The organism is Candidatus Avedoeria danica, assembly GCA_016703025.1.
Classification (GTDB): domain Bacteria; phylum Chloroflexota; class Anaerolineae; order Epilineales; family Epilineaceae; genus Avedoeria; species Avedoeria danica.
The window spans coordinates 1,282,587-1,309,384 of sequence record JADJCV010000004.1; the positions used below are offsets into that span (position 1 = coordinate 1,282,587).

The 26,798-nt window shown below is 73.0% G+C and carries 18 protein-coding genes; 9 read left to right on the forward strand and 9 right to left on the reverse strand.

All coding sequences use genetic code 11. The annotated features are described in order from the left end of the window. Positions 1-17: 17 nt before the first annotated feature. Positions 18-1,022 (reverse strand): NAD-dependent epimerase/dehydratase family protein, encoded by a 1,005-nt coding sequence (locus IPG72_08655; GenBank protein ID MBK6769065.1) that lies wholly within the window; start codon positions 1,020-1,022, stop codon positions 18-20. 177 nt (positions 1,023-1,199) lie between these two features. On the opposite strand from IPG72_08655, the gene IPG72_08660 reads away from it, so the two are divergent. The 6 genes from IPG72_08660 (at position 1,200) to IPG72_08685 (ending at position 10,478) form a co-directional block, all read left to right on the forward strand. After that, positions 1,200-2,828, forward strand: a complete 1,629-nt coding sequence (locus IPG72_08660) for a hypothetical protein (protein ID MBK6769066.1) — start codon at positions 1,200-1,202, stop codon at positions 2,826-2,828. Further along, positions 2,825-4,018: a hypothetical protein gene (locus tag IPG72_08665; protein MBK6769067.1), complete on the forward strand. Its 1,194-nt coding sequence runs from the start codon at positions 2,825-2,827 to the stop codon at positions 4,016-4,018. Before IPG72_08660 ends, IPG72_08665 begins: the two co-directional genes overlap by 4 nt. Then, complete coding sequence (locus tag IPG72_08670) at positions 4,015-4,938, forward strand: DUF58 domain-containing protein (protein ID MBK6769068.1); 924 nt, start codon at positions 4,015-4,017, stop codon at positions 4,936-4,938. Before IPG72_08665 ends, IPG72_08670 begins: the two co-directional genes overlap by 4 nt. Positions 4,939-4,945: 7 nt before the next feature. Further along, entirely contained in the window at positions 4,946-6,865 is a 1,920-nt protein-coding gene (locus tag IPG72_08675; GenBank protein ID MBK6769069.1) for a VWA domain-containing protein, read from the forward strand. Beyond that, positions 6,811-9,372 (forward strand): VWA domain-containing protein, encoded by a 2,562-nt coding sequence (locus IPG72_08680; GenBank protein MBK6769070.1) that lies wholly within the window; start codon positions 6,811-6,813, stop codon positions 9,370-9,372. Before IPG72_08675 ends, IPG72_08680 begins: the two co-directional genes overlap by 55 nt. A 137-nt stretch (positions 9,373-9,509) precedes the next feature. After that, positions 9,510-10,478 carry an AAA family ATPase gene (locus IPG72_08685; GenBank protein ID MBK6769071.1) on the forward strand — a complete coding sequence of 323 codons (969 nt, stop codon included), beginning with the start codon at positions 9,510-9,512 and terminating at the stop codon, positions 10,476-10,478. A 137-nt stretch (positions 10,479-10,615) separates the two neighbouring features. Here the strand turns inward: IPG72_08685 and ybeY are convergent, their stop codons facing one another. From ybeY to IPG72_08725, 8 genes are all read right to left on the reverse strand, one after another. Beyond that, positions 10,616-11,002 (reverse strand): rRNA maturation RNase YbeY, encoded by a 387-nt coding sequence (gene ybeY / locus IPG72_08690; GenBank protein MBK6769072.1) that lies wholly within the window; start codon positions 11,000-11,002, stop codon positions 10,616-10,618. Between the two features lie 92 nt (positions 11,003-11,094). Then, a complete protein-coding gene (locus IPG72_08695; GenBank protein ID MBK6769073.1) occupies positions 11,095-13,302 on the reverse strand; it encodes an HDIG domain-containing protein in 2,208 nt (735 codons plus the stop codon). Between the two features lie 33 nt (positions 13,303-13,335). After that, a complete protein-coding gene (locus IPG72_08700) occupies positions 13,336-13,782 on the reverse strand; it encodes a GatB/YqeY domain-containing protein (protein ID MBK6769074.1) in 447 nt (148 codons plus the stop codon). Positions 13,783-13,890: 108 nt separating this feature from the next. Continuing rightward, the gene (locus IPG72_08705) at positions 13,891-14,994 is read right to left on the reverse strand and encodes a peptidoglycan DD-metalloendopeptidase family protein (protein MBK6769075.1); all 1,104 of its coding nucleotides are present in this window, start codon (positions 14,992-14,994) and stop codon (positions 13,891-13,893) included. 461 nt (positions 14,995-15,455) lie between these two features. Next, positions 15,456-16,709 carry a transcription termination factor Rho gene (gene rho, locus IPG72_08710; GenBank protein ID MBK6769076.1) on the reverse strand — a complete coding sequence of 418 codons (1,254 nt, stop codon included), beginning with the start codon at positions 16,707-16,709 and terminating at the stop codon, positions 15,456-15,458. A gap of 96 nt (positions 16,710-16,805) precedes the next feature. Then, positions 16,806-17,822: a class II fructose-bisphosphatase gene (gene glpX / locus IPG72_08715; protein ID MBK6769077.1), complete on the reverse strand. Its 1,017-nt coding sequence runs from the start codon at positions 17,820-17,822 to the stop codon at positions 16,806-16,808. Between the two features lie 175 nt (positions 17,823-17,997). After that, a complete protein-coding gene (locus IPG72_08720; protein MBK6769078.1) occupies positions 17,998-19,239 on the reverse strand; it encodes a DUF58 domain-containing protein in 1,242 nt (413 codons plus the stop codon). Positions 19,240-19,249: 10 nt separating this feature from the next. Continuing rightward, positions 19,250-20,203 carry an AAA family ATPase gene (locus IPG72_08725; protein MBK6769079.1) on the reverse strand — a complete coding sequence of 318 codons (954 nt, stop codon included), beginning with the start codon at positions 20,201-20,203 and terminating at the stop codon, positions 19,250-19,252. 332 nt (positions 20,204-20,535) lie between these two features. On the opposite strand from IPG72_08725, the gene IPG72_08730 reads away from it, so the two are divergent. The 3 genes from IPG72_08730 (at position 20,536) to rpe (ending at position 26,635) form a co-directional block, all read left to right on the forward strand. Then, the gene (locus IPG72_08730; GenBank protein MBK6769080.1) at positions 20,536-24,615 is read left to right on the forward strand and encodes a hypothetical protein; all 4,080 of its coding nucleotides are present in this window, start codon (positions 20,536-20,538) and stop codon (positions 24,613-24,615) included. A 104-nt stretch (positions 24,616-24,719) separates the two neighbouring features. Then, positions 24,720-25,904: a 23S rRNA (adenine(2503)-C(2))-methyltransferase RlmN gene (gene rlmN / locus IPG72_08735; protein MBK6769081.1), complete on the forward strand. Its 1,185-nt coding sequence runs from the start codon at positions 24,720-24,722 to the stop codon at positions 25,902-25,904. Continuing rightward, complete coding sequence (gene rpe, locus IPG72_08740) at positions 25,901-26,635, forward strand: ribulose-phosphate 3-epimerase (GenBank protein ID MBK6769082.1); 735 nt, start codon at positions 25,901-25,903, stop codon at positions 26,633-26,635. Before rlmN ends, rpe begins: the two co-directional genes overlap by 4 nt. The last annotated feature ends 163 nt before the right edge of the window (positions 26,636-26,798 follow it).

Sequence of the window (26,798 nt, forward strand, 5' to 3'; positions counted from 1 at the left end):
ATGGCCGGTCGGACCCGTCAGCGGCTCGGCCCCACCATCGCCGCCAGCACCTCGGCCTCTCGTTCGGGCGACAACCCGGCCGCGAGCGCTCCGCCCACGGGCCGCGCGCGGTGCCACGCCAGCGTGTCCGCAACGGTGACGCCGAGCGAGCGGAACGTCAACCCGGCGCCGATGGCGCGCGCGTTGCTGCTCCGCATGAGCGCGCGCTCGCCGGGCGGCAGCCACAGCGGCAGGTCGGCCCACGGCCGGACGCCGTGCGCCGCCAGCGTCGGCGGATCGAGCCAGATCGGCAGCGCCGCGCCGCCGACCGCCTCGGCGCACGCGGCGAACAGGTCCCCGAACGTCGCCGCCGGCGTCGGGCCGACGGCGTTGTACGTCCCGCCGGTCCCACGCTCGATCGCCCGCACGATCCACTCGCCAAGGTCGCGCGCATCGATGTACTGCAGCGGCGCGTTCGGGCCCTCCGGGGCGATGAAGGCGCCGCCCTGGTCGATGCGGGCCGGCCAGTACGTGAAGCGGTCCGTCGGATCGTGCGGCCCGACGATCACGCCGGGCCGCACGACAAGCGCTGCGGCACCGAATCCGGCGACGACCGCCCGTTCGCACAGCGCCTTCAGCGGCCCGTACGTCGCGCCGTCGACGGTCTCGACGGACGGATCGTCCAACACGCCGACCGGCGCCGACTCATCGGGACCTGCGGTGTCCGCCGGGTTCGCCCCGTCCGCGTAGACCGAAATCGTCGAGATGAAGACGTAGCGCTCCACCCGGCCGGCGAGTGCCGCCACGGACGCCCCGACGATCCGCGGGACGTAGCCGCACGTGTCGATGACGGCGTCCCATTCGGCGCCGTCCAGCGCGGCGAGTCCGCCGTCGCGGTCGCCGATCCGGTGCTCGACGTCGCCGAACAACCCAGGGTTCGTCCGACCCCGTGTGAACAGCGTGACGTCGTGGTCGCGTGCCCGCAGCGCGTCGACGAGATGGCGGCCGACGAAACGGGTACCACCGATGATCAATACGCGCATGGTTGATCCCTCCATCATCTTCGGGCAACGCCGTGGCGGTTCGTGAAACGTTGTTGCGACACCGGAAGCGCAGCTGCCGCCGAGTCGGTCCGCCGAAATGGGACGTCCGGGCGGGGCACGACGTGACTGTGCTAGCATCGGCCGATCATCCGTCGCCTCGTGGAGTCCGATCGAAGCATGCACGAACGCGTCGCCCGCCTGCCGCGCGCCGTTGTCGATGCGGGCGCAACGTCGCGACGCAAGCGCGCGGCGTGTGCCTTGGCGATGGCCGTTGGCGCTCTCGCCGCACCGCTCCTCAGCGGTCTGTCGCTCGTCGACCGGCCGACACGGCTGATGGGACAGCGCCAGCGGCACGGCCGAACGATATCAGCCGCCGCGCTGCGCCAACCCGGCTGGTTGGTCGATGACGGCCCGCCCGTCGGAATCGCCTATCGCCCCGAGACCGCCTCGGCCTATGCGGCGCTGCAGCCACGACTCGGCACGGCATATGCGGCGCTCGTCGACGCGTTCGGCGCTTCCTTGCCCGCGCCGTTCACGGTCCGGTTGTACGCCTCGGACGACGCCTACGGCGCGGATCACCCCCTCGCCCGCAAGGTGGGCGGCAATTGGGTCGAGGAGCACCGGCCACGCCGCGAGGCTTCGGTCGTCGCACCGACCACCGCCGACGGCAGCGTGGACGTGAACGCGCTCGAGGCGTCGGTGCGCTATGCGCTGGCGCATCAACTGCTGGCACATGCGTCGAACGGGCGGCTGCCGAGCGGACTCCAGGAGGGGATGGCCCGGCTCATGACACCGCCCTCGGGTGAAACCCAGACGGGCGTCGCGGCGCTGCGATCGGCGATGGACACGGGCGCGCTCATCGGCTGGACGGCGCTGATCGGCCCAGGTTCGGCCTACATCCAGCCGGAGGTCGGCGGTCCGGAGAGCCTCTCGATCGCCGTCTTCCTGGTGCAGGACCGCGGCTTTGGCTGCATCCGGGACGTCGCGCACGCCGCTGCCGGCGATGTGCCGTTCCGCACCGTGTTCCGGGCCGCATGCGGCGTGTCGTTCGCCGATGCGGAGGCGGCCTGGCTGACCTGGCTGCCGCGCTACGTGGACGGCGGCTGGCGCGACAGCCCGCTGTTCAGCCCCGACCTCGGACCCGCCAGGCAGCTCTTGGCTGAGGGCGAGGAAGCGGTCGTCGTCGCGCTCTTGCGCGCCGTCGTCGCGGCCAACAGCGGCGGACCTCTGGCACTGGATGCCCAGGCCATGCTTGCCCGGGCGGAGGCCGGCGCCGCGGCACAGGTGGCGCTGGCCACCGCGCAGGCGGCGCTTGCGGCGGGCGACTACGCCTCCGCCCGGCGCAGTGCGGCCGAGGCAGCCGACCGTGCTGCGCCCGTAGGCGCCAGTGGCGCGCTCGAACGGGCGGCAGCGCTCGACGCGCGCGGCGCCGAGGGATTGGCTGCGGCCCGCGAGCTGGACCGTGCGACCCGCCTGCCCCCGTGGCAATTGTTCGCCGCCCGCCGCGCCGCTCACCGCGCCGCGATCCTGTACGCGCGACTTGGCAACGACCTGGCGGCGCAGCGCGCGGTGGCCGTCCGCACGAAGCTCGATCGGCGGGCAGCGCCCTTTGCCTGGCTCGCGGTGCTCGCCGGTCTCGGCGTCCTCGCGCATGCCGGGCGACGCCGCATGCGGTTCGCCCGCGCGGCCGTCGTCCAAGGAGTCGCCGGACAGCCACGCAAGCGACACGGCCCGTCAGAGGCCCGGCGCACCGCTGTCCTCCCGCGCGCGGCGGCCCGGCCGCCGCGATCGGCCGGGCCGCATTGATCCAGTTTCGCGTCCGGTACGGCCAGCTGCGGGGCGAGATCGACCGTGCCCGCCGGCGCCTGGCGGCGGCGCGCGCGCTGTGGCTGGCATTGTGCGTGCCCCTGGCAGCGCTCGCGTTGCGCCTGGCCGGCGGCCCCTCGATCGGGACGCGATGGGTGGCCGTCGCCGGCGGGCTCGTGTTCGCCGGCACCGCGCTCGGCCCGCTGGCCCGTCGCCGCGGCGACGAAGCGCGGACGCTGGACCGGCGGTTCAACCTCGACGAGCTCCTCGTCACCGCCGTCGAGGTTGACGCGCGCGGCCCGCGGACGGCGCTGGAGGACCGCCTGTTGGATGACGCAGCGGGTCGGCTGGCGATCATCCGCCAAGCCGAGACGGCCGAGCCGGAGCGATTCTGGGTCGAGATCGAGACAGCGGCGGCGCTGGCGTTGCTCTTGGCGGGCGGGTCGATTCTGGCCGACAGCGTCCGCAGCCCGTCGTTGCCGGCCGCGCGCGATGCCACCGGCGTGTCGGCCGGCGCCGCCAGGTCGGCAACCATCCCGGAGTCGGCGGGCGGCCGGTCGCCCGGCGCTGCCGACCGCGCCATGGCCGGGGCCCTGCGGGACGAATCGATGGCGCAGTCCGTGGTGGCCGCGCTCGCGGACGGCGACCGCCGGACGGCCGTGCTCGCGCTGCGCACGCTGGCCGACCAGACGCGGGACCTCTCGCCGGCCGGCCGACGCGACCTGTCCGAGGCGCTCAAGGATGCCGGCACAGCGCTGGCGCCGATCGATCCGGATCTGGCCGCCGCGGCGTCGCTGGCGGCCGATGGCCTTCGCCGGGCCACACCGCCCGCCGATTCGCAGGCGCTCCAGTCGCTGGCCGACGCATTGGCGTCGAGCGCCGAGCGCGCGCCGAGGGCGGGGACGGCCGCGCTGCCGGCCGGAACGCAGGCGTCGCGAATCCAGGCGGCGGCGACGACGCGCGGATTCGCGTCCGGCCGGCCGGGCAGCATCGGCGCGCCCCCATCGGGCCTTGAGACGATCCGGGGCGAGCGGCTCGTCGATCCGGCGGCGGTCCGCGGCGGTGCGGCCGCCGGATCGGGCTCCGCCGCGGCGGCCGGCGCCGGATCGGTGCCGCTCGCGGAACAGGAGACCGTGCGGCGCTACTTTGCGCGCACGGGTGACGGCGGAACGGTGGAGCGCGCGCCATGAACGGCCAGCCGCTCCAGCCGGCGCACGACGCCGCGCGGGAAGCGCTGCTCTTCGACGACGCGTTCGTGCGCCGGCTGGAGCGACTGGCGCTGCGCGTGCGGCAGGTCGCGCCGGCCGTGGGCAGCCGGAGTGGCCAGCGCCGGACGCCGGCGGCGGACTTCGTCGACCACCGCGCCTACTCGCCCGGCGACGACCTGCGGCACATCGACTGGCCGGCGCTGGCGCGGCACGATGCCGTGTTCGTGAAGCTCGGACGGGTGGCGCAGGCGGCCGAGGTCCGGATCCTCTTGGACGTCAGCCCGTCGATGGCGGCGACGGGCGACAAGTGGCGGCTGGCGCTCGAGCTTGCCGCGGCGCTCGGCTGGCTGGGGCTCTCCCGGGGCGACCGCGTCGTGGTTGCCCCGTGGCCGCGGGGCGGGGCGGCACCGTGGGGGCCGGCCAGCGGTGCCGCGCGGGGCGCGTCGCTCCTGGCCTGGCTGCGCGCGCTCGGGCCTTCATTCACGCCGTCGGCTCCCCCGCCCGGCATCGCCGACGCTGTCCGCTCGGTGGTGAGCGATGCGGCCGGCGGCGCGCTCCTGGTCATCAGCGACCTGTGGCGCGTGGACGACCTCGATCGGGCGCTGACGCTGGCGCCGCGCGCACGTTGGGACCGCGTCGTCCTTCAGATCCTCGATCCACGCGAGATCCGGCCCGTCGCGACCGGGGCCGAGACGCTGCTCGACAGCGAGACGGGCGAGCGGCTGACGCTGCAGATCGACGAAGCGCTGTGCGACGCCTACATCGCGGCACTGCGCACGCGCCTGGACAGCGTGGCCACGCGCTGCGCTGCCGCCGGCGCCGCGTGGGCGCTGCTGCCCGCCGACTGGCCGCTCGAACAGGCGGTCGTGCCTTACCTGCAGCACCGGGGCATGATCGAGTGATCCGGCGATGAGCCTGCAGTTCCCGTACGCGCTGGCGCTCCTGGGCGCCGTGCCGGTCATCCTCTGGCTGCATCGCCTGCGCCGCCGCGTGCCCGAGCGCGGCGTGCCGTCCCTCGTGCCGTGGCTCGTCCTGCGCTCGGCCGAGCCGATGCGTCGCCGCAGCGTGCCGCCGAGCGTGCTCCTCGCCCTGCACGTGCTGTCCGGCGTCCTGCTGGCGCTGGCCGCTGCGGGTCCGCTGCGGCGCGGCGCCGCGGCCCCGAGCGGCGACGTCGCGCTGATCGTCGACACGACGCTGAGCATGCGCGCCGGGGACCGTTGGCCGGCGGCACGCGCTGCGGCAGCCGAGATCCTGGCGTCGGCCGCTGGCCGCGTGACCGTCATCGAGCTCGGCCCGCGGCCGGCGGTCCGCGTGGCGCGCACGCTCGACCGGGCGGCCGCCGCGGCGGCGGTGGAAGGGCTGGCGCCCGGCGCGGTCGGGGCGGATGTGGCGGGCGCCTTCGCGCAAGCGGCGGCGGTTGCCGGCGCAGGGGCGCGGATCGACGTCGTCACGGACGGCGCGCTGGCTCCCGCCGCCGACAGACGGCCGGCCGCAGCCCTTTCATCGGGGTCGACGAAGGTGCCAGCCGGTGACATGCCGGTGCGGTGGCATGTCGTCGGACGTGAAGGGGCTCTGCAGAACGTGGCCGTCGTCGGGATCGCCGCGGCGGACGATGCTTCGGGGGGCGTGCGCGTCGTCGCACGGATCGCGAACTTCGGGCCGGCCGCATCGACGGCGCGATTGCAGCTGTCCGTCGGCGGCCGTGTGCTCGATGAGACGAACATCGACCTCGCACCCGATGCCACCACTCCGGCCGCATGGAGCGTCGCGGCGCGAGGTGGCCTCGCGGAAGTCCGTGCGGTGCGGCTCGGTGCCGTCGGCGAGGTCACCGGCGACGCGCTGCCGGATGACGACGTCGCCGTCGTGCCCCTTGCGCCGCGCACTTGGTACGTGCAGTTCGCGGCGCACGGCAGCGCGCTGCGCCGTGCGCTCGAGGCCCTGCCGCACGTCCGCCTGGCCGAGGTCGGCGTCGGCACGCTGTCCGACGACGGGTCGGTGGATGTCACCGTTCTGGGCGGCGCGTCGGCGGCGGGGCTGCCGCCGGGCGGCCTTCCGTCGGGCGGTGCGCTCCTCGTCGACCCGCACGACGGACCATGGCTCGCGGCGGCGGCGGACGCGATCACGGGCACGTGGCAGAGCGCCGCCCCCCACCCGATCACCGCCGGACTCGACCTCGCGGACGCGCGGATCGCGGGCGTGCGCGCCGGCGGCGCGCCGGCGTGGGCCACCGTGCTGGCCGTCGTCGACGGGCGGCCTGCGGCATGGGCTGGAACGATCGGCGGGCAGCGGGTCGTCGTGCTCGGCTTCGATCCGGACGGTGGTACGCTGGCCGAGCGCGACGCGTTCCCGCGGCTCATCGGGCGTGCGATCGCCTGGGCGGCGCCGGACATGCCTCCCCCGTCGCTGCCCGTCGGCGCGCCGTTCGCCCTGCCGCCGTGGCCCGTGGCGATCGCCCATCCGGACGGCCGGCGATCGTTGGCCGCGCTGCGGTTCAACGCGCCGGCCGTGCCGGGCGTGTACACGATCCGACGCCGGCGCGTGCCGCGCGCCGGCGTCGTGGAGCCGGGCGTCAGCGTTGCGGTGCGGGCGGGCGACCCGGACGAATCAGGGCTGGCGGCCCTGACCGCCGCCGAGCTGTCCACGGTGTTTGCGCCGCGCACGCCCGGACCGGAAGGCGGCACGGACGCCGGCAATTCTCCGCTCCAGCGGCCGGCGAGCCCGGTGCAGCGTTGGCCGCTCGTTGCCGTGCTGTGCGTGCTGGCGCTCGAGGCCGCGTGGCGCGCCGCACCGGCCCGACGACCGACGGTCCGCGTGGCCGGCGTGCGGTGATGGACGCGACCGGTCGGCTCGTCGTCCTCCACCCTCTGTCCGGCCTCGCCGCCGCCGCGGGGGCGCTGTGCATCGTGTGGCTCGTGCGTCGGGCGGGCGCTGGGCGGCGTGCGCTCGGGCTGCGGACCGTGATCGGCCTGGCGGTGGCCGCGGCCATCGCCGACCCGCGGTGGGTCGTCGGCGCGAACGCAGCCCGGATGTTCGTCGTCGACGTGTCGGCCAGCATCGCCCCCGAGGCGCAGGCGACGGCCGGTGCCCTCGGCGGCGGCGGCGACGGCAGCGGAGGCACGGAGGCAGCGATGCGGCTCGCCTTCGGCGATGAAAGCGCGTCGGCGCTTGGTCCGGCGATCGACCTGGCCGCGCGCGCGCTGCCGGACGGCGGGCGGATCGTCGTGGCCAGCGACGGGGCGGCGACGGACGGCGACGCGGGCGTCGCATCCGCGGCGCTGGCAGCTGCCGGCGGCGTGCAGGTGGACGCCGTGCGGTTGGCAGGGCGGACGCGCGCCGATGCCGCCGTGCTGCAGCTGTTGGCACCCACAACGTGGCGCAGCGGGGACTTCGGCCGTGTCGATGTCGTCGTGGTGGCGAGCCAGCCGCTCTCGGGGACGGTCAGCCTGGCCGTCGACGGCCGCGTCGTACAGGCGCACGACGTCGGGATCGGGACGACACCGTCGCGGGTCGCGTTCACGGTGGCGGTGCCGGACGGCACGGCGCCGATGCAGCTCGAGGCCGCGGTGCAGGCCGGCGGCGACCGCGAGCCGACGAACGATCGTCGGGCGTGGGCCGTTCAGCGGGCGGCGGCGCCGCGGGTGCTGGTGGTGGGCGACTCCGCCGAAGCGGTCGGCCTGGCGGACGCGCTGGCGGCCGAGGGAATCGTGTCATCCGTGCTCGGGCCCGGACGGCTCGGCGGGCGGCTCTCGGCGCTGGACGGCTGGGACGCGTGCGTGCTCGTCGACACCCCGGCGGATGCGCTCGGGGTCGATCAGATCGCCACGTTGGAGGGCATCGTCGCCGAGCGGGGCCAGGGCCTGGTGCTGACGGGCGGTCGGCAGAGCTTTCTGCAGGGCGGCTGGCGGGGCACGGGCCTGGCGCGCCTGTCGCCGCTGGCGCTCGAGGCGCCGCCGCACGGCGACCGCGAGGCGGTGGCCTTGCTCCTCCTCATCGACCGCAGCGCCTCGATGGCCGGCGGCGACGCCGCCACGCGGCTGACGAAGCTCGATCTGGCGCGCGAGGCGGCGGTGCTGGCGGCCGAAGTGCTGCAGCCGGGCGACATGCTCGGGGTGATGGCGTACGACACAACGACGGAGTGGATCCTGCCGCTGGCGCCGATCGGTTCGGGCGGCGACCGCGTGGCCGTCGAGGGGCGGCTGCGGACGCTGTCGGCCGGCGGCGGCACGCTGATCGGCCGCGCGCTGGCCGACGGCCTGCCGGCGTTGGCCGCCGCGCAGGCGCCGACCCGGCACGCGATCCTGCTCAGCGACGGGCGGGATGCCGGCGAGTCGGACGAGCCGCTGCTCGCGGCCGTTCAAACGGCGAGATCGTTGGGCGTGACGTTCTCGACGCTCGGCATCGGGCTGGACGCCGATCCCGATCTGCTCGGCCGGCTCGCCCAACTGGGCCGCGGCCGCGCGTACCGAGCGGTTGAGGCCGCCGACCTGCCGCGCCTGACCGTCGAAGAGAGTGAGATCGTGCGGGCGCGGGCCGAGCGGACCGGTGAGTTCCGCGCGCAGCTGGCCGGCGACGAACCGTCCGCGCTCGTCGCCGGGGTCGACGTCGGCCTCCTGCCCGAGCTGACGGGCTACCTGGCGCTGCGGCCGCGACCGGGCGTCGACATCGCGCTCCGCACCCCGACCGGCGACCCGTTGCTGGCCGGTTGGCAGGTCGGCCTCGGCCGAGTGGCAGCCTGGACGAGCGACGTCGGTGCCGAGTGGGCCGCGGCATGGCCGGGCGACGCGGCGGCGCGCGCGGCGCTGGCCCGCGCGGTGCGCTGGACGGCGCGCAAGCCGAACGCCGGCGGCCTCGAGGCGACCGCCGTGACGGACGACGCGACGGGGGTGACGGCGGTCACCGTCGACGCCGTCGCGGCGGACGGCAGTCCGCTCGACCTGGCGGCGGCGACGCTCGTCATCTCGGACACCGAGGGCAGCAGCACGACGCGGCTGGCCGCCGTCGGGCCGGGACGCTACGCCGGGGCCGTGACCCTCGCCCGCACGGGCGCGTGGCCCGCCGCCGTCGTCGTCGAGCACGGGGGCGGTCGGTCGGCCGCGGCGTTGACCGTGGCCCGCGGCTACGCGCCGGAACTCGTGCCTGACGCGGGCGGTGCCGCCCGGCTCGGCGCGGTCGCGGCGGCGGGGGGCGGGCGGGTGTTGGACGCCGACGCGGCGTTGGAGCCGTCGGGCGAGGGACGGACATGGCCGTTGTGGCCGGCGTTCGCGGTGTTGGCCGGGCTGTTGTGGCCGGTGGACGTGGCGTGGCAGTTGGCCGGGAAGCGCAAGGCGATGGCCTAGGGCGATCGCCTTCGATTCCCGCCTTGGACGACAAGCAACGACGCGCCGACGCATAATCGGCAGCCGATCCTCCGAGGAGCCTGACGATGACGCAACCGCAGACAGCACCAGCATTGCGACCGGCGGCGCTGCCCGCGATGGACCCCGAGACCTTCCGCGCCCGCTTCGCGGCGATCGAGCGCGAGGTCGGGCGGGTGATCGTGGGGCACGAGGAGCTGATCCGGCTGACGGTGACGGCGCTGGTGGCGGGCGGGCACGCGCTGGTGGAAGGGGTGCCGGGCCTCGGGAAGACGCTCCTCATGCGGACGCTGGCCGAGGTGATCGACGGCGTCTTCAGCCGGATCCAGTTCACGCCCGACCTCATGCCGGCCGACATCGTCGGCACACAGGTGCTGTACGAGGACCCGGCGGGGGGGCGGCAGTTCCGGTTCGAACCGGGGCCGATCTTCGCGAACTTCGTCCTGGCGGACGAGATCAACCGGGCGACGCCGAAGACGCAGTCGGCGATGCTCGAGGCGATGCAGGAGCAGACCGTCACCGTCGGCAAGCAGACGTATCGACTGCCGCAGCCGTTCTTCGTGCTGGCCACGCAGAACCCGATCGAGATGGAGGGCACGTTCCCGCTGCCCGAGGCGCAGCTCGACCGCTTCTTGTTCAAGCTCGACGTGTCGTTCCCGTCCATCGCCGAGCTCGTGACGATCGCCGAGCGCACGACCGGCGCCGAAACGCCGCGTCCGCTGCGCGTGGCCGGCGTCGACACGGTGCTGGCGATGGGCCGCCTGGCGCGCGACGTCCCGGTGGCGGCCGAGGTGATCGACTATGCTGCCCGCCTGATCCGCGCCACGCACCCCCAGGACCCGACCGCACCACCGCTGGTGCGCGACGCGGTGCGCTACGGCGCAAGCCCGCGGGCGCTGCAGGCGATCCTGTTGGGCGCGAAGATCCAGGCCGTGATGAACGGCCGCCTGCACGTGGCGCGCGCGGACATCCGGGCGGTGACGCCGCATGCGATCCGGCACCGGATCATCCTGAGCTTCGCGGGGCAGGCGGAAGGCGTGGAGGTGGATCGGGTGGTGGGTGAGGTGGTGCGGGGGGTCGGCGAGTAGCCTCGGCGTTGAAACCCGGTGATGCGGTGCGAAGTTGCGGTGATTCGGCGCGAATTCAGGGTGATTCGCCCACCCGTTGACCGTGATGTGCCGGCCGTCTCACCGTGGCCTGCAGTCGCGGGCGCATCCGCGGGCTATCAACGCACCGCATCCGCGGCGGCGTCCTCCGCGGTGCGCACGCCGAGCCGCACTTCCTCCCGCCGCATCGCCTCCGCCCCCGCCTCGTCCGCATCGTCGTGCCCGAGCAGGTGCAGCAGCCCGTGCACCACCAGCAGCCGCAGCTCGTCGACGACCGGCGCACGTCGCGCCGCAGCGCTCCGCCCCGCATACGGCAGAGAGATGACGATGTCGCCGAGGATCGCCCCGCTGCCCGGCCAGCCGTCGACGTCCGCCTCCGCCCGAAAGCTGAGCACGTCCGTCGGCTTGTCGTACCCGCGGTAGGCCAGATTCAGCCGATGCACGTAGTCGTCGTCGGCGATGACGATGGACACCTCGGCCTCGGGCGCGACGGCGAGCGCATCCATCGCCCGAGCCAGCGCATCGATGGCGGCATCGACCTGCGCGTCGACCACAGCGTCCGCGTCAACGAGCACGTGCCGATGGATCGCCCGCCCGGTCACGACGATGCCGGCGTCCCCGGCGCCCCCGGCGTCCCCCCCGCCCGACTCCGCCGCCGCACCGGCTCGCCGTCGACGGCCTTCGGATAGCGGACGCGGGGGTGGTACATGGCCTTCAGCGTGGCGACGAAGCTGTCGGCGATCCGTTGGAGGTCGCGCAGCGTCAGGTCGCAGTCGTCCAGCTCGCCGTCGGACAAGCGGCGGTCGACGACGCCGTGGACGATCTGCTCGATCTCCTCGTCGGACTGTGGGGCGGCCGCGCGGACGCTGGCCTCGGCGCTGTCCGCCAGCATGACGAGGGCGATCTCGCGGCTCTGCGGGCGCGGGCCGGGGTAGCGGAACGCGGCGTCGTCGATGCCGTCGATGCCCAGTTCGGCGACGGCTTGGCGATAGAAGTACTCGACCCGTGTCGTGCCGTGGTGCTGCCGGATGAAGTCGATCACGCTGTCCGGCAGCCCGGCAAGGCGCGCCATCTCCGCGCCGGCGGTGACGTGCTCCACGATGATCCGTGCGCTGGCCGTCGGCTCGAGGTCGTGGTGCGGGTTCGGCGTGCCCGGCACCTGGTTCTCGACGAAGAAATAGGGCCGCCGGACCTTGCCGATGTCATGGTAGTACGTCCCGACGCGAACGAGGATCGGGTCGGCGCCGATCAGGTCGGCCGCCCGCTCGGCGAGGTTCGACAGCACCACGGAGTGCTGGTACGTCCCCGGCGCCTCCATCTGCAGCCGGCGAAGGAGCGCGTTGTCCGGCCGCGCCAGCTCCAGGAGCTGGAGCGGCGTCGCCAACTGCAAGAGGATGCCGGCGGCGATGACGTTCAGCGCCGTCAGCGCGCTGGACAGCGTGGCGTTCGCCACCGTCGCCCCGCCAAGCTCGACGATGCCCCGCACGTCGATCGACGCGTCCGGCAGCCGAAACAGGATGAGCACGGCCACGTTGGCCGCCAGGACCGCCACGGTGGCCACGAGGAAGGACTTCACCTTCTCGGCCCGGCCGATGCTCACCGCGCCGGCGAGGCTGGCCACGGCCACGTAGAGCGCCACCTCGAGCGGATCGCCCGTCGCGCCGGTCATGATCGCCACGACCGCCGCCATCAGGATGCCGGACAGCACACCGGTCTCGATGCCGGCCACAATCGACAAGGTCATCGCCACCGCCGCCGTCGGAAACGCCAGCGACAGGACCCGCTGGCCGACGAAGAACCGCGCGCCGACGGCGTACGCCAAGATGACGACGACCGCCACGAGGACGTGGCGCGGCCGAAGCAGCGCCTTCGGCGCAAGCCGCCACAGCGTGCCGGCGGTCGTCGCCACGAGCGTCAGGATGCCGATGAAGAGCGCCAGCACGTCGAGCCAGTTCGTCGCCTGTCCGACGACGCCGAGCGCCTGCAACACCTCGTAGTCGTTCTCGTCGATGATCTCGCCCTCGGCCATGATGGCCTGGCCGCGCGCGATCGCGACCTCGACGGGCGCCACCTCCTCGCGCGCCCGCGTGCGCGCCGCCGCGGTGGCCGCCTCGTCCAGCAGGCTGTTGGGCACGACGAATCGGCCGGCGAGGTCGGCGATCAGCTCGGTGTTCGCTTGGCCGATCTCGCGCTTGACGTTGGCGATCGTGCTGCCGCGGGCGGCGGAGAGGCTGTCGGCGCGGACAGGCACCCGCAGCGTGGCGTTCACCACCGCCGGTACCTCCGCCCGCACCTCGTCGAACGCGACGTCATCCAGGCCGAGCAGGGCGTCGCCCAAGTCGGACGGGCCGGCGCCGGGCGCTTGCAGCTCGGGCACCTCCGCCAACGCGAGGAGGGCGGCGGCACGCGTGACATCCGTTGCGACGCGCAGCGCGGCCACCTGGTCGAGGACGGCCCGGGCACGGCCCACCTGGGCGGCAGTGATGAGCATGTCCTTGGGTTTGTAGACCGGCGCGACGGCCGCCTCGGCATCCGCCCGCCTGCGCTCGGTCTGCAGCCGGCTGCTGAAGCGGAGGTCGCGGGACGCGAGGATGGTGCGTGGGCTCGGTCCGCCGGCGATCAGGCCCGTGTCGGCCACCGCGAGCGGCAGCGCGAGCACGGCCGTCAAGCCGGTGACGAGCGCAACGCCGAGCGCGAGGACGAAACGGCGCGGTCGGCGTTTCACCCAGGCGCGGAGCCGCGCCGCCGACTCGGCCAAGCCGGGACGGAACGCGAAATCCGCCGGGGACGGGGCGGTGGGGGGCATCGTTGGGGGCGCGTGGGGCGTGCGCCGGCCGGGCTAGCCGGCCAACAGCCGCCGTACGATCTCGTTGACCCGGCGGCCGTCGGCGCGGCCCTGCAGCGCCTTCATCAGCGGGCCCATGAACTTGGCGATGTCGGCGGCCGTCGTCGCACCGGCGGCGGCGATGTGTTCACGGGCGATGGCCTCGATGTCCGCATCGCTCAGCTGGATCGGCAGGTAGCCCTCGATGATCGCCAGCTCGGCCGACTCAGAGGCCACGAGGTCGCTCCGGCCGCCCTGCTCGAACAGGGCGATGCTGTCGCGGCGCTGCTTGGCCTGCGCCTGGAGCACGCGCAGCACGCCGCCGTCGTCCAGCGGGCCGCGCGCCTCGATCTCGGCGTTCTTGATCGCGGCGCGGAGCAGCCGCAGCGTGTTGCGGCGCACCTCGTCGCCGGCACGCATCGCGGTCATGTAGTCGTCGTTCAGGCGCTCGGCAAGGGCCATCTCAATGCACTCCGAAGGCAGTTCGTTGGGCCACCAGTGCCCCGCCACCGGACACTCCTGGCGTGCCCGGCTGAGTACGGAGGCCGGAGACGCTGCAGTGGCGGGGTCCTAGTAGCATGCGCCGAGGCTGCATGGGTTGACGTGCTGGCCGTTGAACATCACCTCGAGGTGCAGATGGGGTCCGGTGCAACGACCGCCGCGGCCGCGCGTGCAGCCGATCGTGCCGATGATCTGACCGCGCTGAACCTGCTGGCCCTGGCTCACGGCAATGGAGTTCATGTGCGCATACAGCGAGACGTAGCCGTTGCCGTGGTCGATGAACACGGCGTTGCCCGCCCACGACCACCAGCCGGCCAGCGTCACGGTGCCGCTGTCGATCGCGTAGATCGGCGTGCCGGTGCGGTTCGCGAGATCGGCGGCCCAGTGACCGCGATGGTAGCCGTTCGTCATGCGCCCGAAGGCGGCGATGTGGAACGACCCCGTGCCCTGCAACGACCCGGGCGGCGCCGAGGCCCAGCCGGCCGAGGCCGTCTCGTCCATCTGCGCCTGCTGGAAGTACGACGGAACCTCGATCTCCATCTGGCCGCCCGGCACGACGACGCGGCTGCCGGCGGCCACCGCATCGCCCGCCTTGAGCGCGTTGCCGTCGAAGGCGAGGATCGCATCCGGGCCCACCTTGTAGGATTCGGCGATCGAATCGATCGTATCGCCCTCTTTGGCCACGTGCACGACGCCGTCGAACGGGAGCACCGTCAGCTCGGTGCCGATCGGCACGTTGTGCGGGTCCTTGCGGATCTCGGGGTTGAACAGGAGCAGGCGCACGATGTCGATGCCGAAGGCGGCGGCGATACCGGAGATCGTCTCGCCGTTCTGAAGGACGTGCGTCTGCGTGGTGTCCCACGGCAGCAAGTTGGGATCGGCCTCGGCGACGACGCCGGGGGCCATGAAGCCGAACTCGGATGCCTCGACCCGGGCGGGCGCGCTCGAAGTGGTGACGGTGTCCGGCATGAAGCCCGGCGTGATCCACCACTGCCGCGCCTCGTCGCTGATGAGGGATGCCCAGCCGACCTCGCCGGCTTCCGCTTGCGGCAAGACCTCGGCGGCGCTTGCCGCCACCTGCGACCACCGGCTGGAGACGAAGATGCCGGTGGACAGCACGAGGACCGCGAAGTGGGACACCATCCGCCAGCGGGTCGGGGCGTCGATGCGCATGAGCCGCATGCTGGCGCGCCAGCGGCGGCGAAGCTGATGGGCTGTGTCCTGCGCGCGCGATCGAAGTCGGGTCATCCACATACCTGGCGTACTGCGCTGGCCGGTAGGCACTTCCGCGCGCCCGTCGCCCGCGGCCGCTTCAGCGGCGGCGCGGCGTCGGCCATCTGGCAGATCCGCAAACAAAGGTCTTCTCGCTGTGCATGCCCAGGGGCGCGCAACCGGGGAGCGATGACGAGAGCGGCGCGGGCCAAAGGGAGGAACCGGCGCGATCCACAACCGCGGCGCCGGGGCGACCGAAGTCCGGTCGTCCGAGCGGTCGGAAGCTCGTAGGCAGCGACCCGACCGGGCCGAAGGGTATCGGCCCGACACGGGCAAGTCAAGTGAATTGGGGCCGAAATCCGGTGCTTTCACCGCCGCGCAACCGTCGATCTGGCCGACGGTTTCCTTAACAAACCGTCGCGTCAGGCCAAGTCCTGGTGGATCGTGCTGAGGAATTCCTCGTTCGATTTCGTGCGCTGCAGCCGATCGATGATCGCCTCGGCGCCCTCGTTGCCGCCGCCGATCATGTCGATCATCCGGCGCATCAGCCAGACGCGGGCCAGCGTGTCGGCGGGCAGGAGGAGCTCCTCGCGCCGCGTGCTCGAGCGCTCGATGTCCAACGCCGGGTAGATCCGCCGCTCGGCCAGCCGGCGCGACAGGACGAGCTCCATGTTGCCCGTGCCCTTGAATTCCTCGTAGATCGAATCGTCCATCCGGCTGCCGGTGTCCACGAGGCACGTGGCGATGATCGTCAGGCTGCCGCCTTCCTCGGTGTTGCGCGCGGCGCCGAAGAAGCGCTTGGGCGGGTAGAGCGCGGCCGGGTCGAGGCCGCCGGAGAGCGTACGCCCGCTCTGCGGCACGACGAGGTTGTACGCCCGCGCCAGGCGGGTGATGGAGTCGAGGAGGATGACGACGGACTTGCCGTGCTCGACCAGGCGCTTGCCGCGCTGGAGGGACATCTCGGCGACGCGCACGTGATCCGTCACGGGCTCGTCGAACGTCGAGCTGTAGACCTCGGCATCGACGGAGCGGTCCATGTCCGTCACCTCTTCGGGCCGCTCGCCGATCAGGACGACCATGAGCGACACGTCGGGGTGGTTGGCGCTCACGCCGTTCGCGATCTGCTTGAGGATCGTCGTCTTGCCGGTCTTGGCCGGCGAGACGATCAGCCCGCGCTGCCCGCGGCCGATCGGGGACAGCAGGTCGATCAGGCGCGTGGCGGTGATGTTCGGCGTGGTCTCGAGGCCAAGTCGCACGGTCGGGAAGATGGCCGTGAGCTCCTCGAAGCGAGGTCGATCCAGCGCCTTCGCGGGCGGCTCGCCGTTGATCGCGTCCACCCGGAGCAAGCCCTGGAACTTCTCATTGTCCTTCGGCGCCCGCACCTCGCCGATGACGAGGTCACCCGTCCGGAGACCGAACCGGCGGATCTGGGTCTGCGAGACGTACACGTCCTCCGGCCCGGGCTTCAGATTGTGAGCCCGCAGGAAGCCGATCCCGTCCTGGACGATCTCGAGGATACCGCCGCCGAAGAGCTGGCCGCGGCTCTCCGTCTCGGCCTTGAGGATGCCGAAGATGAGGTCGGTCTTCTTGAGGTGCTCCGCGCCGTGCACTTCGTGCTCGCGTGCGACGGCGCGCAGCGCATCAACGGTCATCCCATCCAGTTCGGCGATCTCCACGCGGCGGTGCTCCGGTGCGGCGACGCGGGGGCGGTCCCCGTCGCGGTGGTGGGCCGCACCCACGTCGGTGGGCCCGGCTCGATGCGCTCGCTTGGCTCAGCGCATCGCGCTGTTCGTGCCGTCGTAGTCCACCTGGCTGATGACCATCAGCTTGTCCCAGCGGTGCTGGCTCTCGATCCGCCGAACCGTCCCCGACAGGCTGCGCATGACCACGGAGTACGTGGCGGCGCCATGCCCGAAGAGCTGGACGCCCTTCAGCAGCTCGCCGTCCGTGATTCCGGTGGCAGCGAAGAAGACGTTGTCGCCGGCCACGAGGTCGTCCGTCGTCAGGACGCGGTCAACGTCCATTCCGGCGGCGACGGCGCGCGCCCGTTCCGCGTCGTCGCGCGGGATCATCCGGCCCTGGATGGCGCCGCCGATGCACTTCAGGGCGCACGCGGCGATGATCCCCTCCGGCGTGCCCCCGACGCCCATGAGCACGTCGACGCCCGTCCCGTCCACCGCCGCCATGATCGCGCCCGCCACGTCGCCGTCCGTGATGAACCGGATCCGGGCGCCCGTGGCGCGGATCCGGGCGACGAGGTCGGCGTGACGCGGCCGGTCCAGGACGACGACCGTCAGGTCGTCGAGGTCCTTGCGGTACGCGCGGGCGATGGCGCGCAGGTTCTTTTCCACGGACGCCGTGATGTCGATCGCGCCGGCGGCTGCGGGGCCGACGGCGATCTTGTCCATATAGACGATCGGACCCGGGTTGTACATCGCGCCCCGCTCGCTCACGGCGACGACGGACAGCGCGTTCGAGCGCCCCATGGCCAACAGCCGCGTGCCGTCCACCGGGTCGACGGCGACGTCCACCTGCGGTCCGCTGCCCGTGCCGACGGACTCGCCGTTGTAGAGCATCGGCGCCTCGTCCTTCTCGCCCTCACCGATCACGACGACGCCATCCATCTGAATCGTGCGCAGCAGCAGGCGCATCGCGTCGACGGCGGCCTGGTCGCCGGCCTCCTTGTCGCCCCGCCCCATGTGCCGCGAGGCGGCAAGGGCGGCCGCCTCGGTCACGCGGACGAGGTCGAGGGCGAGGTTGCGGTCGGGTTCGTTCGACACGGATGGCACTCCATATCGGGCAGCGGGCGGGGGACGAGTATATCAGGGAGGGTCGGGGGCGCGGCAAGTCGGACGGCGAAGCCGCGCAGGAGGGGACATCGATGGCATGGTGTCCGCCGGCCGTCCGGAGGCGAAATCACCGGCGGCGGTCGTCCACACCGAGCATGCCCCTACAGCCATGACCTTACAGCCGGCCGCTCAACTCCCCCGCCATGTCCGACCCGTTCTTCAACAACCGAGTCGGCACGTTCATCGCCGCCAGCTCGGCCACGATGCCGAGGCTCGAGCCCGCCGCGCCGAACGTGCTCGGCTCGACGAGCACGGCCAGCGTGCGCACGCCGCGCATCGCCAGCGTGCGGGCGTTCTCGGTCCAGCGCAGCGTCATCGCGGGCGTGATCACGACGACGGTCGTGTGGCGCGTGAACTCGGCGTTCTCGGTGGACAGGACCTGCGAGAGACCGGTTCGGCCCGTCGCGCGCAGCACGGCCAGGCTCGAGAGAATCTTGTGGAGCTGCCGCTCGCCGCGGTCCGGGCGGTGGACCACCCGCCGTTGGCCGTACGCCACGAGCCCGACGGACCGGCCGCCGTCCAGGAAGTGGCGGGCAAGGCTGGCGGCGGCCGAGACGGCGTACTCCTCCGTCGTCGGCGGAAGGAGTTCGTCGCGCAGAACCCAATCGGCCAGGTCCGGACCGTCGGACGGCACATCGCCCACGTGGACGTCGCGGTCGAGGTCGAGGACGATCCAGAAATCGGCGATCGGATCGAGCTCGAACTCCTTCGTGAAGAGTTGGTTGCGGCGCGCCGTCGTGGGCCAATGGATGCGGCTGAGCGCGTCGCCGGGCTGGTAGGCGCGCACGGACCGCACGTTGGTGGTGGCGAACTGGGCGCGGCGCCGGATCACCTGGCCGCCGGTCAGGTAGCCGGTCGGGAGGTCGACGGCGTCCAGCGGGACAGTGCGCGGGTAGACGGTGAAGCTCTGCGTGGCGTCCAGGTGCCGCACCGCCTGGAACAGCCCGAGCGGGTCGCCCCCGATGAGCGTCACCGGGCCGAGCGTGAACTGCCCGCGGCGCACGCACATCGTGCGGACCGTCCAGGTGCGCATGACGCCCGGCGGCAGCGTGCTCACGACGCGGCTGGCACGGTGGCCGGGCAGATCGCTCTCGTCCCGCACCTCGATCCAGAGTTTCGGCAGCCAGCCTCGGTTCGTCAGCCGGAAGACCTCTTCACAGTAGCCGCCGACCTCGGCCCGGCGGGCGCGCGTGGTCCGGCTGATGCCGATCCATCGCACGCTGCCCCACGTGATGAACCGCGCCACGCCGACGGCCGCGAGCAGGATGTAGCACACCCGCATGAGCAGCGGGCTGCCGGTCGCGATGCCGATCAGGCCGACGACGAGGCCGAGGCCGAGCAGCGCATAGCCGAGCACGCAGCGCCGCCTAGGCGCGAGCGCGGACGGCGGCGCCCGGCACCGTCGCCGCGCCGACGATCTCGGCGACGATCGCCTCGGCCTCGACGTGGCGAATGCGGGCGGACGGGCTGACGATGATCCGATGCCCGAGCACGGCCGCGCTCATCGCCTTCACGTCGTCCGGCACGACGAACGCGCGCCCGAGGATGGCGGCGGTGGCCTGGCTGGTGCGCATGAGCGCCAGCGTGCCGCGCGGGCTCGCGCCGAGGTAGATGTCCGGGTGCGCGCGGGTGGCGGTGACGAGGTCGAGGACGTACTGCTTGATGAGCGGGTCGACGTAGACGTCCTGCAGCGCCTTCTGCGCCGCGATCAGCTCGGCCGTCGAAACGACCTGCGCCAGCTGCTCGATCGGATGGCCGCCGCGCTGGCTCTCGACCATCGCGAGCTCGGCCGTCGCGTCCGGATAGCCGAGCCGCAGCCGGAGGAGGAAGCGGTCGAGCTGCGCCTCCGGCAAGGGGAAGGTGCCCTCGTATTCGATCGGGTTCTGTGTGGCCAGGACGATGAACGGCTCGGGCAGCGCCCGCGTCACGCCGTCGACCGTCACCTGCCGCTCCTCCATCGCTTCGAGCAGCGCCGACTGCGTCTTGGGCGTGGCGCGGTTGATCTCGTCGGCCAGCACGATCTGCGCGACGATGGGCCCGGCGCGGTACTCGAACGTGCTGGACTGCTGGTTGAAGATCGAGATGCCGGTGATGTCGCTCGGCAGGAGGTCCGGCGTGCACTGGATGCGGCTGAAGCTGCACCCGAGGCTGCGCGCCACGCCTTTGGCCAGCGTCGTCTTGCCGACGCCCGGCACGTCCTCGATGAGCACGTGGCCGCGGCACAGGACGGCCACGAGCAGCCGCTCGACCTCCGGCCGCTTGCCCATGATCACGTGCTCGACGTTGTCCGCCACGCGGGCGGCGAGGGTGGCGATGTCCATTCGTTGCTCCATCTCTCTCGTCGGCGGTGGGGGCCGTCGGCGTCTGGGTTGCGTTGTCGCGATGCTGTAACCGGGTTGCGACGAACATCGTTCAGTGGGGGTCCAGCGGTCGGTCGGGCAACTATACCATCCGGGATTCGGCGGCGGATGAACGGCTGGTGAGGGGCGGCGGCGCGGGCCGATTGGCACATGGACTACGATGGCGAGACCGCGCCGAACGATCCGCCGGCCCCCTGTCGCGGGGCGTCGCCCGTTGCGGCGGCGCGTCGACGCGCCTACCATCTCGCAAGATGCTTCCCCGATCCCCTTCGTCGATGTCCGGACTCCGCCGAGTGCGTACCCGGCCGAACATCGCCCCCGCGCGTTTCCGACGGGTTGTCGCCGCGCTCACGCTGGCCGGCACGCTGCTGACGCTCGCCGTCGTCGGCCCGCGCGCCGTCCACCCCTCAAGCCAAACCCCCGTTGCGGCCGCCGTGGCCCAGTCAGGCGACTTCGCCGACGCCGACGCCGCCGTGGCCGCCGCCGTCCCGCCCACGATGACCGTTTTCGTCGGCACACCGCACGCCTACGTCTCGCTCGATCACCCGCTGCGGTGCGGGAGCGACACCGTTCAGAGCGCCGAGTTGCGCGATGCATCCGGCATCAAGGCGCTCGCCGTGGTCGAGTGCTTCTACGGCAGCAGCCTGTTCGTTCACTTCGTCCTCCGCCCCGACGGCCGACCGGTCGACCCTGCCGCCGCCGACTTTCCGCGCATCGTCGCCGGCGACACGATCGTCGTGCGGTCAGGCGACACCGTGTTCACGGGTGTGGCCCCAGTCCTCGACGGTGAGGTCTCGCCGGATGGCGAGCGTGTGTTCGGGCTCTTGACGCCGGGAACTGTAACCTCCCTCGCCGTGATCCGCGGATCGCTCACCGGCGTCGATGCGCTCTGGCCGTACGCCGACCGCGAAGACTACTGGTGGGAGCGCTTCCGCAGTGCCACTGAACGCTTCGCGGTCACGGCGGATGCGAACGGCACCTGGTCCGTCGACCTTGGCGCAACAGCGACCGCCCTCCGGCCTGGCGACAGCGCGGTCATCGAGCAACGGGACGCGTTCGGCAATCGTTATGTCATGGGCGTAGCCCCGCCCACGATCATCGTCGGCCGCGTGCTCGGCCGATCTCTCGTCGCAGTCCAGGCGACGAACGGGACCCGGCTGGCTGTAGAGGTCGCCGTGCCGGGCGAACCGCCGCTGCGCTTCACGAGGCACAGCGACGTTTGGGGCTGGTCGCTGCTCGCGTTCGACGAGCGCGGCGGCGCGATCCTGCCCGGGTTCGCGCCGCGGATGAGCACGATCGGCGCGTTCGAGCGGGTGCCGCCGGGGACGGTAGTCTCGTTCACGCCGCTTGCCCCGCAATCCGACGATCCGGTCGCTGCGGCACAACGGTTCGTCGCCGGCGACGTCGACCTCGCGTTCGACGCTGCGCCGGTCAACGGACCCGTTCGTGGCCGCGCCGGCCCGGGAAGGGACGTCGACGTGCGTGTTGCCGGTCCGCTCGGCCTGCAGCACGTCGCAGCCACCGCTGCCGACGCGAACGGCGTCTTCACGGCCACGCTGCCGGCCCCACTCGACCCCGGCTGGCGGGCGCTCGTCGTCGAGCGCGAGGGGCCGATCAGCGTGGCGCACTTCCTCACGCGGCGGCACGTCCGCGTGGCCGTTGGCTCGCCGTTCGTCATGGGGCTTGGACAGGATTACTACGGCAGCGACATCACGGTGACGCTGCGCGCCGGTAACGGCATCCTCCTCGGCACCGGGCGCGTCGACGCGCTCGGCGGCAGCGCCTGGATCGCGCAGCTCGACGGCGTGGCGGACGCCGCTGGCAATCCCGGTCCGCCCGTCGTCGCCGCGCCGGGCACGCGAGTCGAGGTGGCGTTCGACGACGGCGACCCCGTGGTCGTTCCGGTCGACGACATCAGCGTGGCCGTGGCGATCAGCGGCGACGGATTGACGGGGACGGCGCCGCCGGGCGCCCGCGTGTTGCTGTCCGGCACGGACGGGCGCGACATCGCCCTCGGCTGGGAGGACAATGGCGCCTGGATCGACGGGCTGACCGTGAACGTCGGCACGACGGCCGTCGCCGGCTTCGACGGCCGCTGGGAGGCCGGTGCGGAGTCCCTTGGGCTCGGGCGTCCGCTCGCGGCCGGCGATTACGGCAGCGCCACCGTCGTGTTGGCGAGCGGACACGCGTTGACCGCCGGCTGGGCGCCAATTCGGGTGGACTACGACCTGGACAGCGGGGCCGCGGAGGGCGTCGGACCGCCCTGGTCCAGACCGGACGTGGCGCTGCTGGATGCCGCCGGTCAGCGCGTCGGGCGTCGCGCCGACCGCGTCGCCGAGCCGTGGGCGTGGTTTAGCGGCTGGTCGGCCGAGCCCAACTGGCAGGCCGTCGTCGGCGACGAGCAGCGCGCGGGCGTCCAGCCGATCGACGGCGACCAGTTGCGGGTCACGTTCCGTAGCGACGGCGTCACGGTGCCGATTCCGCCTCTGGGCGGCGTGATCCACGCTGCGGACGGCATCATCGTCGGGCGATCGCGCCCAGGGTCGAGCGTCATCTGCACGCTGGCGGACGACCGGTGGCCGGTGGGTAGCGCGATGACGGCGACGGTCGATGCCAAGGGCGTCTGGCTGCTCGACGCGCGCGCCAGCGCCGGCACCGCCGTCAGCGCCACCCGCGGCGCCGCCTGTTTCGCGGCGGTACCGCCGCACCGGTTCCATCGCGCCATCGCCGCGCCGGGCCTGACGCTTGACCTCGACCGCGGTCGGGTCGAGGGCCGTGTCTCGGCCGGTGTCGCCGTGACGGTCAGCCGCGCGCACGCCGGCCGCGTCCACACGACGGTTGGGCGATCCGATCCGGAAGGCGCGTTCAGCGCGCGGGTGCCGGGTGGCGCGGCCGAGCCGGCGGATGCCCCGGCGAACCCGCTCGCGGCCGGCGACGGCGTGACGGTGGCGGTGCCCGACCCGCGCGGCGGAGTATTTGCACAGGAGATCGTAGTTCCGCAGCTTGATCTGCAGCTGGATGTGACCGCCAACCGCATCACCGCCACGACGCTGCCATCGACTCGCCTCGAGCTGTCGATGGGCAGCACTGAAGTGCACGTCATCGGCCAACGGTACATCGGTGCGTCACGAGCGATGTCCGTCGTCGTACCGTCCGACGGGCGATTGGAGGTCGATGCCACACCTGTTGGCACGTTGGCCGGCGGCCGGAGCGTTGTGGCCGCCCTCTGGCTCGCATCGGGCCACCGCATACTGCGGCGTCGGATCGTTCCCCGCTTCGAAGTGCCGATCAACGGCCACCGGGTCTGCGTGCTGGGCGATTCCGCGGCGCCTGTGACCGCTGCGCTCGAGCGCGACGGAAGCGTCGTGGCCGTGGGCACCGCCAGGATCAGCGCAGCCGGCGGTGTGGCAGTGGACCTCGTTCGCGCGGACGGCCGACCCGACGCCACACGGCCTGGGGACGTCGTAACGATACGCAACGGTCACGCGGCTGCGGTTGTCGCGACGTCCCTCGAAATTCCACCGCTCACCTGGACGATGGACTGGGCCGACCAGATCGTTGAAGGTGACACAGTGCCGGACTCCGTCGTCGCGGTCGCGTTCTCGTCGCGTGCCGAATGTCAGCCGGCGCCCATCGACTTCTGGCTCGCCCACGGCGTTCAGAATACTGCCGCCAACACAAACGGCCACTTCCGATGGCAGCACGGCGGTGAGATGACCGCCGGCTTTTGGGCGCTTGAAGAAGCCGAACTCAACCTCACGCTCCCGCTTCCCGGCGGCCACGCCGCCATCGCCCGCGGCCGCGAGCTGCGCGCCGACGCGCACGTCGACACGCCGTGGCTGGCAGGCGAGGCGGACGCCGAGGCAGTCGTGACGGCGGGCGTGACGGACGCCGCCGGGCGCCCGCGCGGCGCGGGAGAGGTGCGCGCGGACGCGGGTGGGCGGTGGCGGATGGAGATCGGCAGCGGTGCGGGCACGCCGACGCTGCGGCCCGGAGATCGCGTCACGCTCGTATCCGGTGCCCAGTCCACGTTGCTGACCGTCCAGCCGTTCGGCTTCGACGTCGGGCGCGGCGGCGACATCGCCGGCACAGCGCCGCCGGACGCCACCGTCACCGCCGTCGTCGACCTCGATCCCGACCTCGGCTGGCACCAGCCATCCCGCACGTTGTCCATCACGGCCGACGCGAGCGGTGCGTGGGCCATCCCGGCAACAGCGGGCCGCCGCGGCTGGTCGCTCGCCGAAGCCGTCGCGCTCACGGCGAGTGTGGCGGCCGAGGGGCGGCACCGGACGGTGGCGGTGTGGCGGCGGCCGGTCGACCTCGGGAGCCCGGTGGTCCGGTTGGCGTTGCCGTGGTTGGGGCGTGGGCGGTAGCGTCCGCCTATAATCGCCCCATGCCCCGCCCCACCCGCCCGACGCACTCCGACGTTGCCCCCGCGCCCGCCCCACCCTCCGTCGCGCCCACCACCGACCCGCGGATCGACGTCTACGACCTGGCCCCCGCCGACCTCACCGACCTCGTCGCCCGCCTCGGTGCCCCGCCCTACCGTGCCCGGCAGATCCGCCGCTGGCTCTACCGCGGCCTCGCGACATCGTTCGAGTCGATGACCGACCTGCCGGCCGAGCTGCGGTCGCAGCTCGACGACGTCGCCCGGATCGGCGTTCTGGAGACCGTGGCGCAGACCACGAGCGAGGACGGGATGGCCGACAAGTTCCTGTTTCGGCTGAGCGACGGCCAGCTGATCGAGACCGTCCTCATGCATTATGTCGACCCGGCCGATGACGCGGAGCCGGATTCGTCGGTGGATTCGTCCGAGGTCGCGAGCGAGCCCGCGACCGCACCGTCCCCCACCCGCGCCCTGCCTCCCGGCCGCCACACCGTCTGCCTCTCCACCCAGGCCGGCTGCGCCATGGGCTGCGTCTTCTGCGCCACCGGCCAGATGGGCCTCATGCGCAACCTCACCCGCGGCGAGTGCGTGGCGCAGGTCATCCACTGCGCGCGGCTGGCGGCGGCCGACGGCGAGCGGATCGGCAACATCGTCTTCATGGGCATGGGCGAGCCGCTGGCGAACTGGGAGGCCACATGGGGCGCCGTCCAGACGTTCGTCGATCCGGAGGGCCTCGGCCTGAGCCCGCGCCGGCTGACGATCTCGACGGTCGGCATCGTCCCCGGCATCCTGCGCTTGGCCGCCGAGCGACTGCCGGTTCGCCTGGCGGTCTCCATCCACGCCGCCGACGATGCGCTGCGCGGCCGCCTCGTCGCGGTCAACGAGACGTACCCGCTTCAAGCTATCCTCGACGCCTGCCGCACCTACCAAGCCGCCGGCCATCGCCGGATCACGTTCGAGGTCGTGCTCATCCACGGCGTGAACGACGCGTCCGCCGATGCGGCGCTCCTGGCCCTGAAGCTGAAGGGCCTGCGCGGCCACGTCAACCTCATCCCGCTGAACCCGACGCCCGGCAGCGACCTCCAGCCGAGCCGCTACGACGACGCCGTCCGCTTCCAAAACGTCCTGCAGGACGCCGGCATCCCGACGACGCTCCGGATGCGGCGCGGCATCGAGATCAGCGCCGGCTGCGGCCAGCTCCGCTCGCGCGCCGCCGAGGGCCAGATGGGCCGCACGATCCCGCGTCCGTCGGTCGTCGAGGCAAGCGCGCTGTGAGCCAGTCGCGCGCGCTCGATGATGCCGCTGCCCGGGCCGCCGTCGCCCCCGACGCCGTCGAGATCCTGCCCTCGATCCTCTCCGCCGACTTCGCGCACCTCGCCGACGACATCGACGCCGTGCGCGCCGCCGGCATTCGGACCGTCCAGGTGGACGTGATGGACGGCGTCTTCGTGCCGAACATCTCGGTCGGCCTGCCGGTCGTCGCCGCCCTGAAGGCGCTCGGGACGATCCGACTGGACGTCCACCTGATGATCACCGCGCCCGAACGCTATATCGATGCCTTCGTGGACGCCGGCGCCGACGTCCTGACCGTCCACACCGAGGCGACGCCCCACCTCCATCGGGCACTGGAAGCGATCCGCGCCCGCGGCGCGCTCGCCGGCGCCGCCGTCAACCCGGCCACGCCGACCGCGGCGATCGAGGACGTCCTCGAGATCGTCGACGTCGCGCTCGTCATGACGGTGAATCCCGGGTTCGGCGGGCAGCGGTTCATCCGACTGTGCCTGCCCAAGATCGCGCGCCTGCACCGGCTCGCCCGAGAGCGCGGCCTGGCGACGGTGGTGCAGGTCGACGGCGGGATCGACGCGACTACGATCGGCGCCGCCGTGGCCGCCGGGGCGCGGCAGTGCGTCGCCGGATCGGCCGTCTACAGCGCGGGCGTGCCGGTGGCCGAAGCGATCGCCCGCTTGCGGCGCGCCGCCGCCGCAGGGCTCGACCAGGCGGTGTGACGCGCGTCGTCCCAGCCGATCGAGGTTCGTCGCGCGCCGTCCTCGCACGTCACCGCCCCAGTCGACGCGCACGCCGCGACGCTGCACGTCCTGGAGTTCGTCCCGCAGCACGGCGGCAGCGGCCCGCTCTCCTTCCGCCACAACGGCCAGCGCATCCACACGA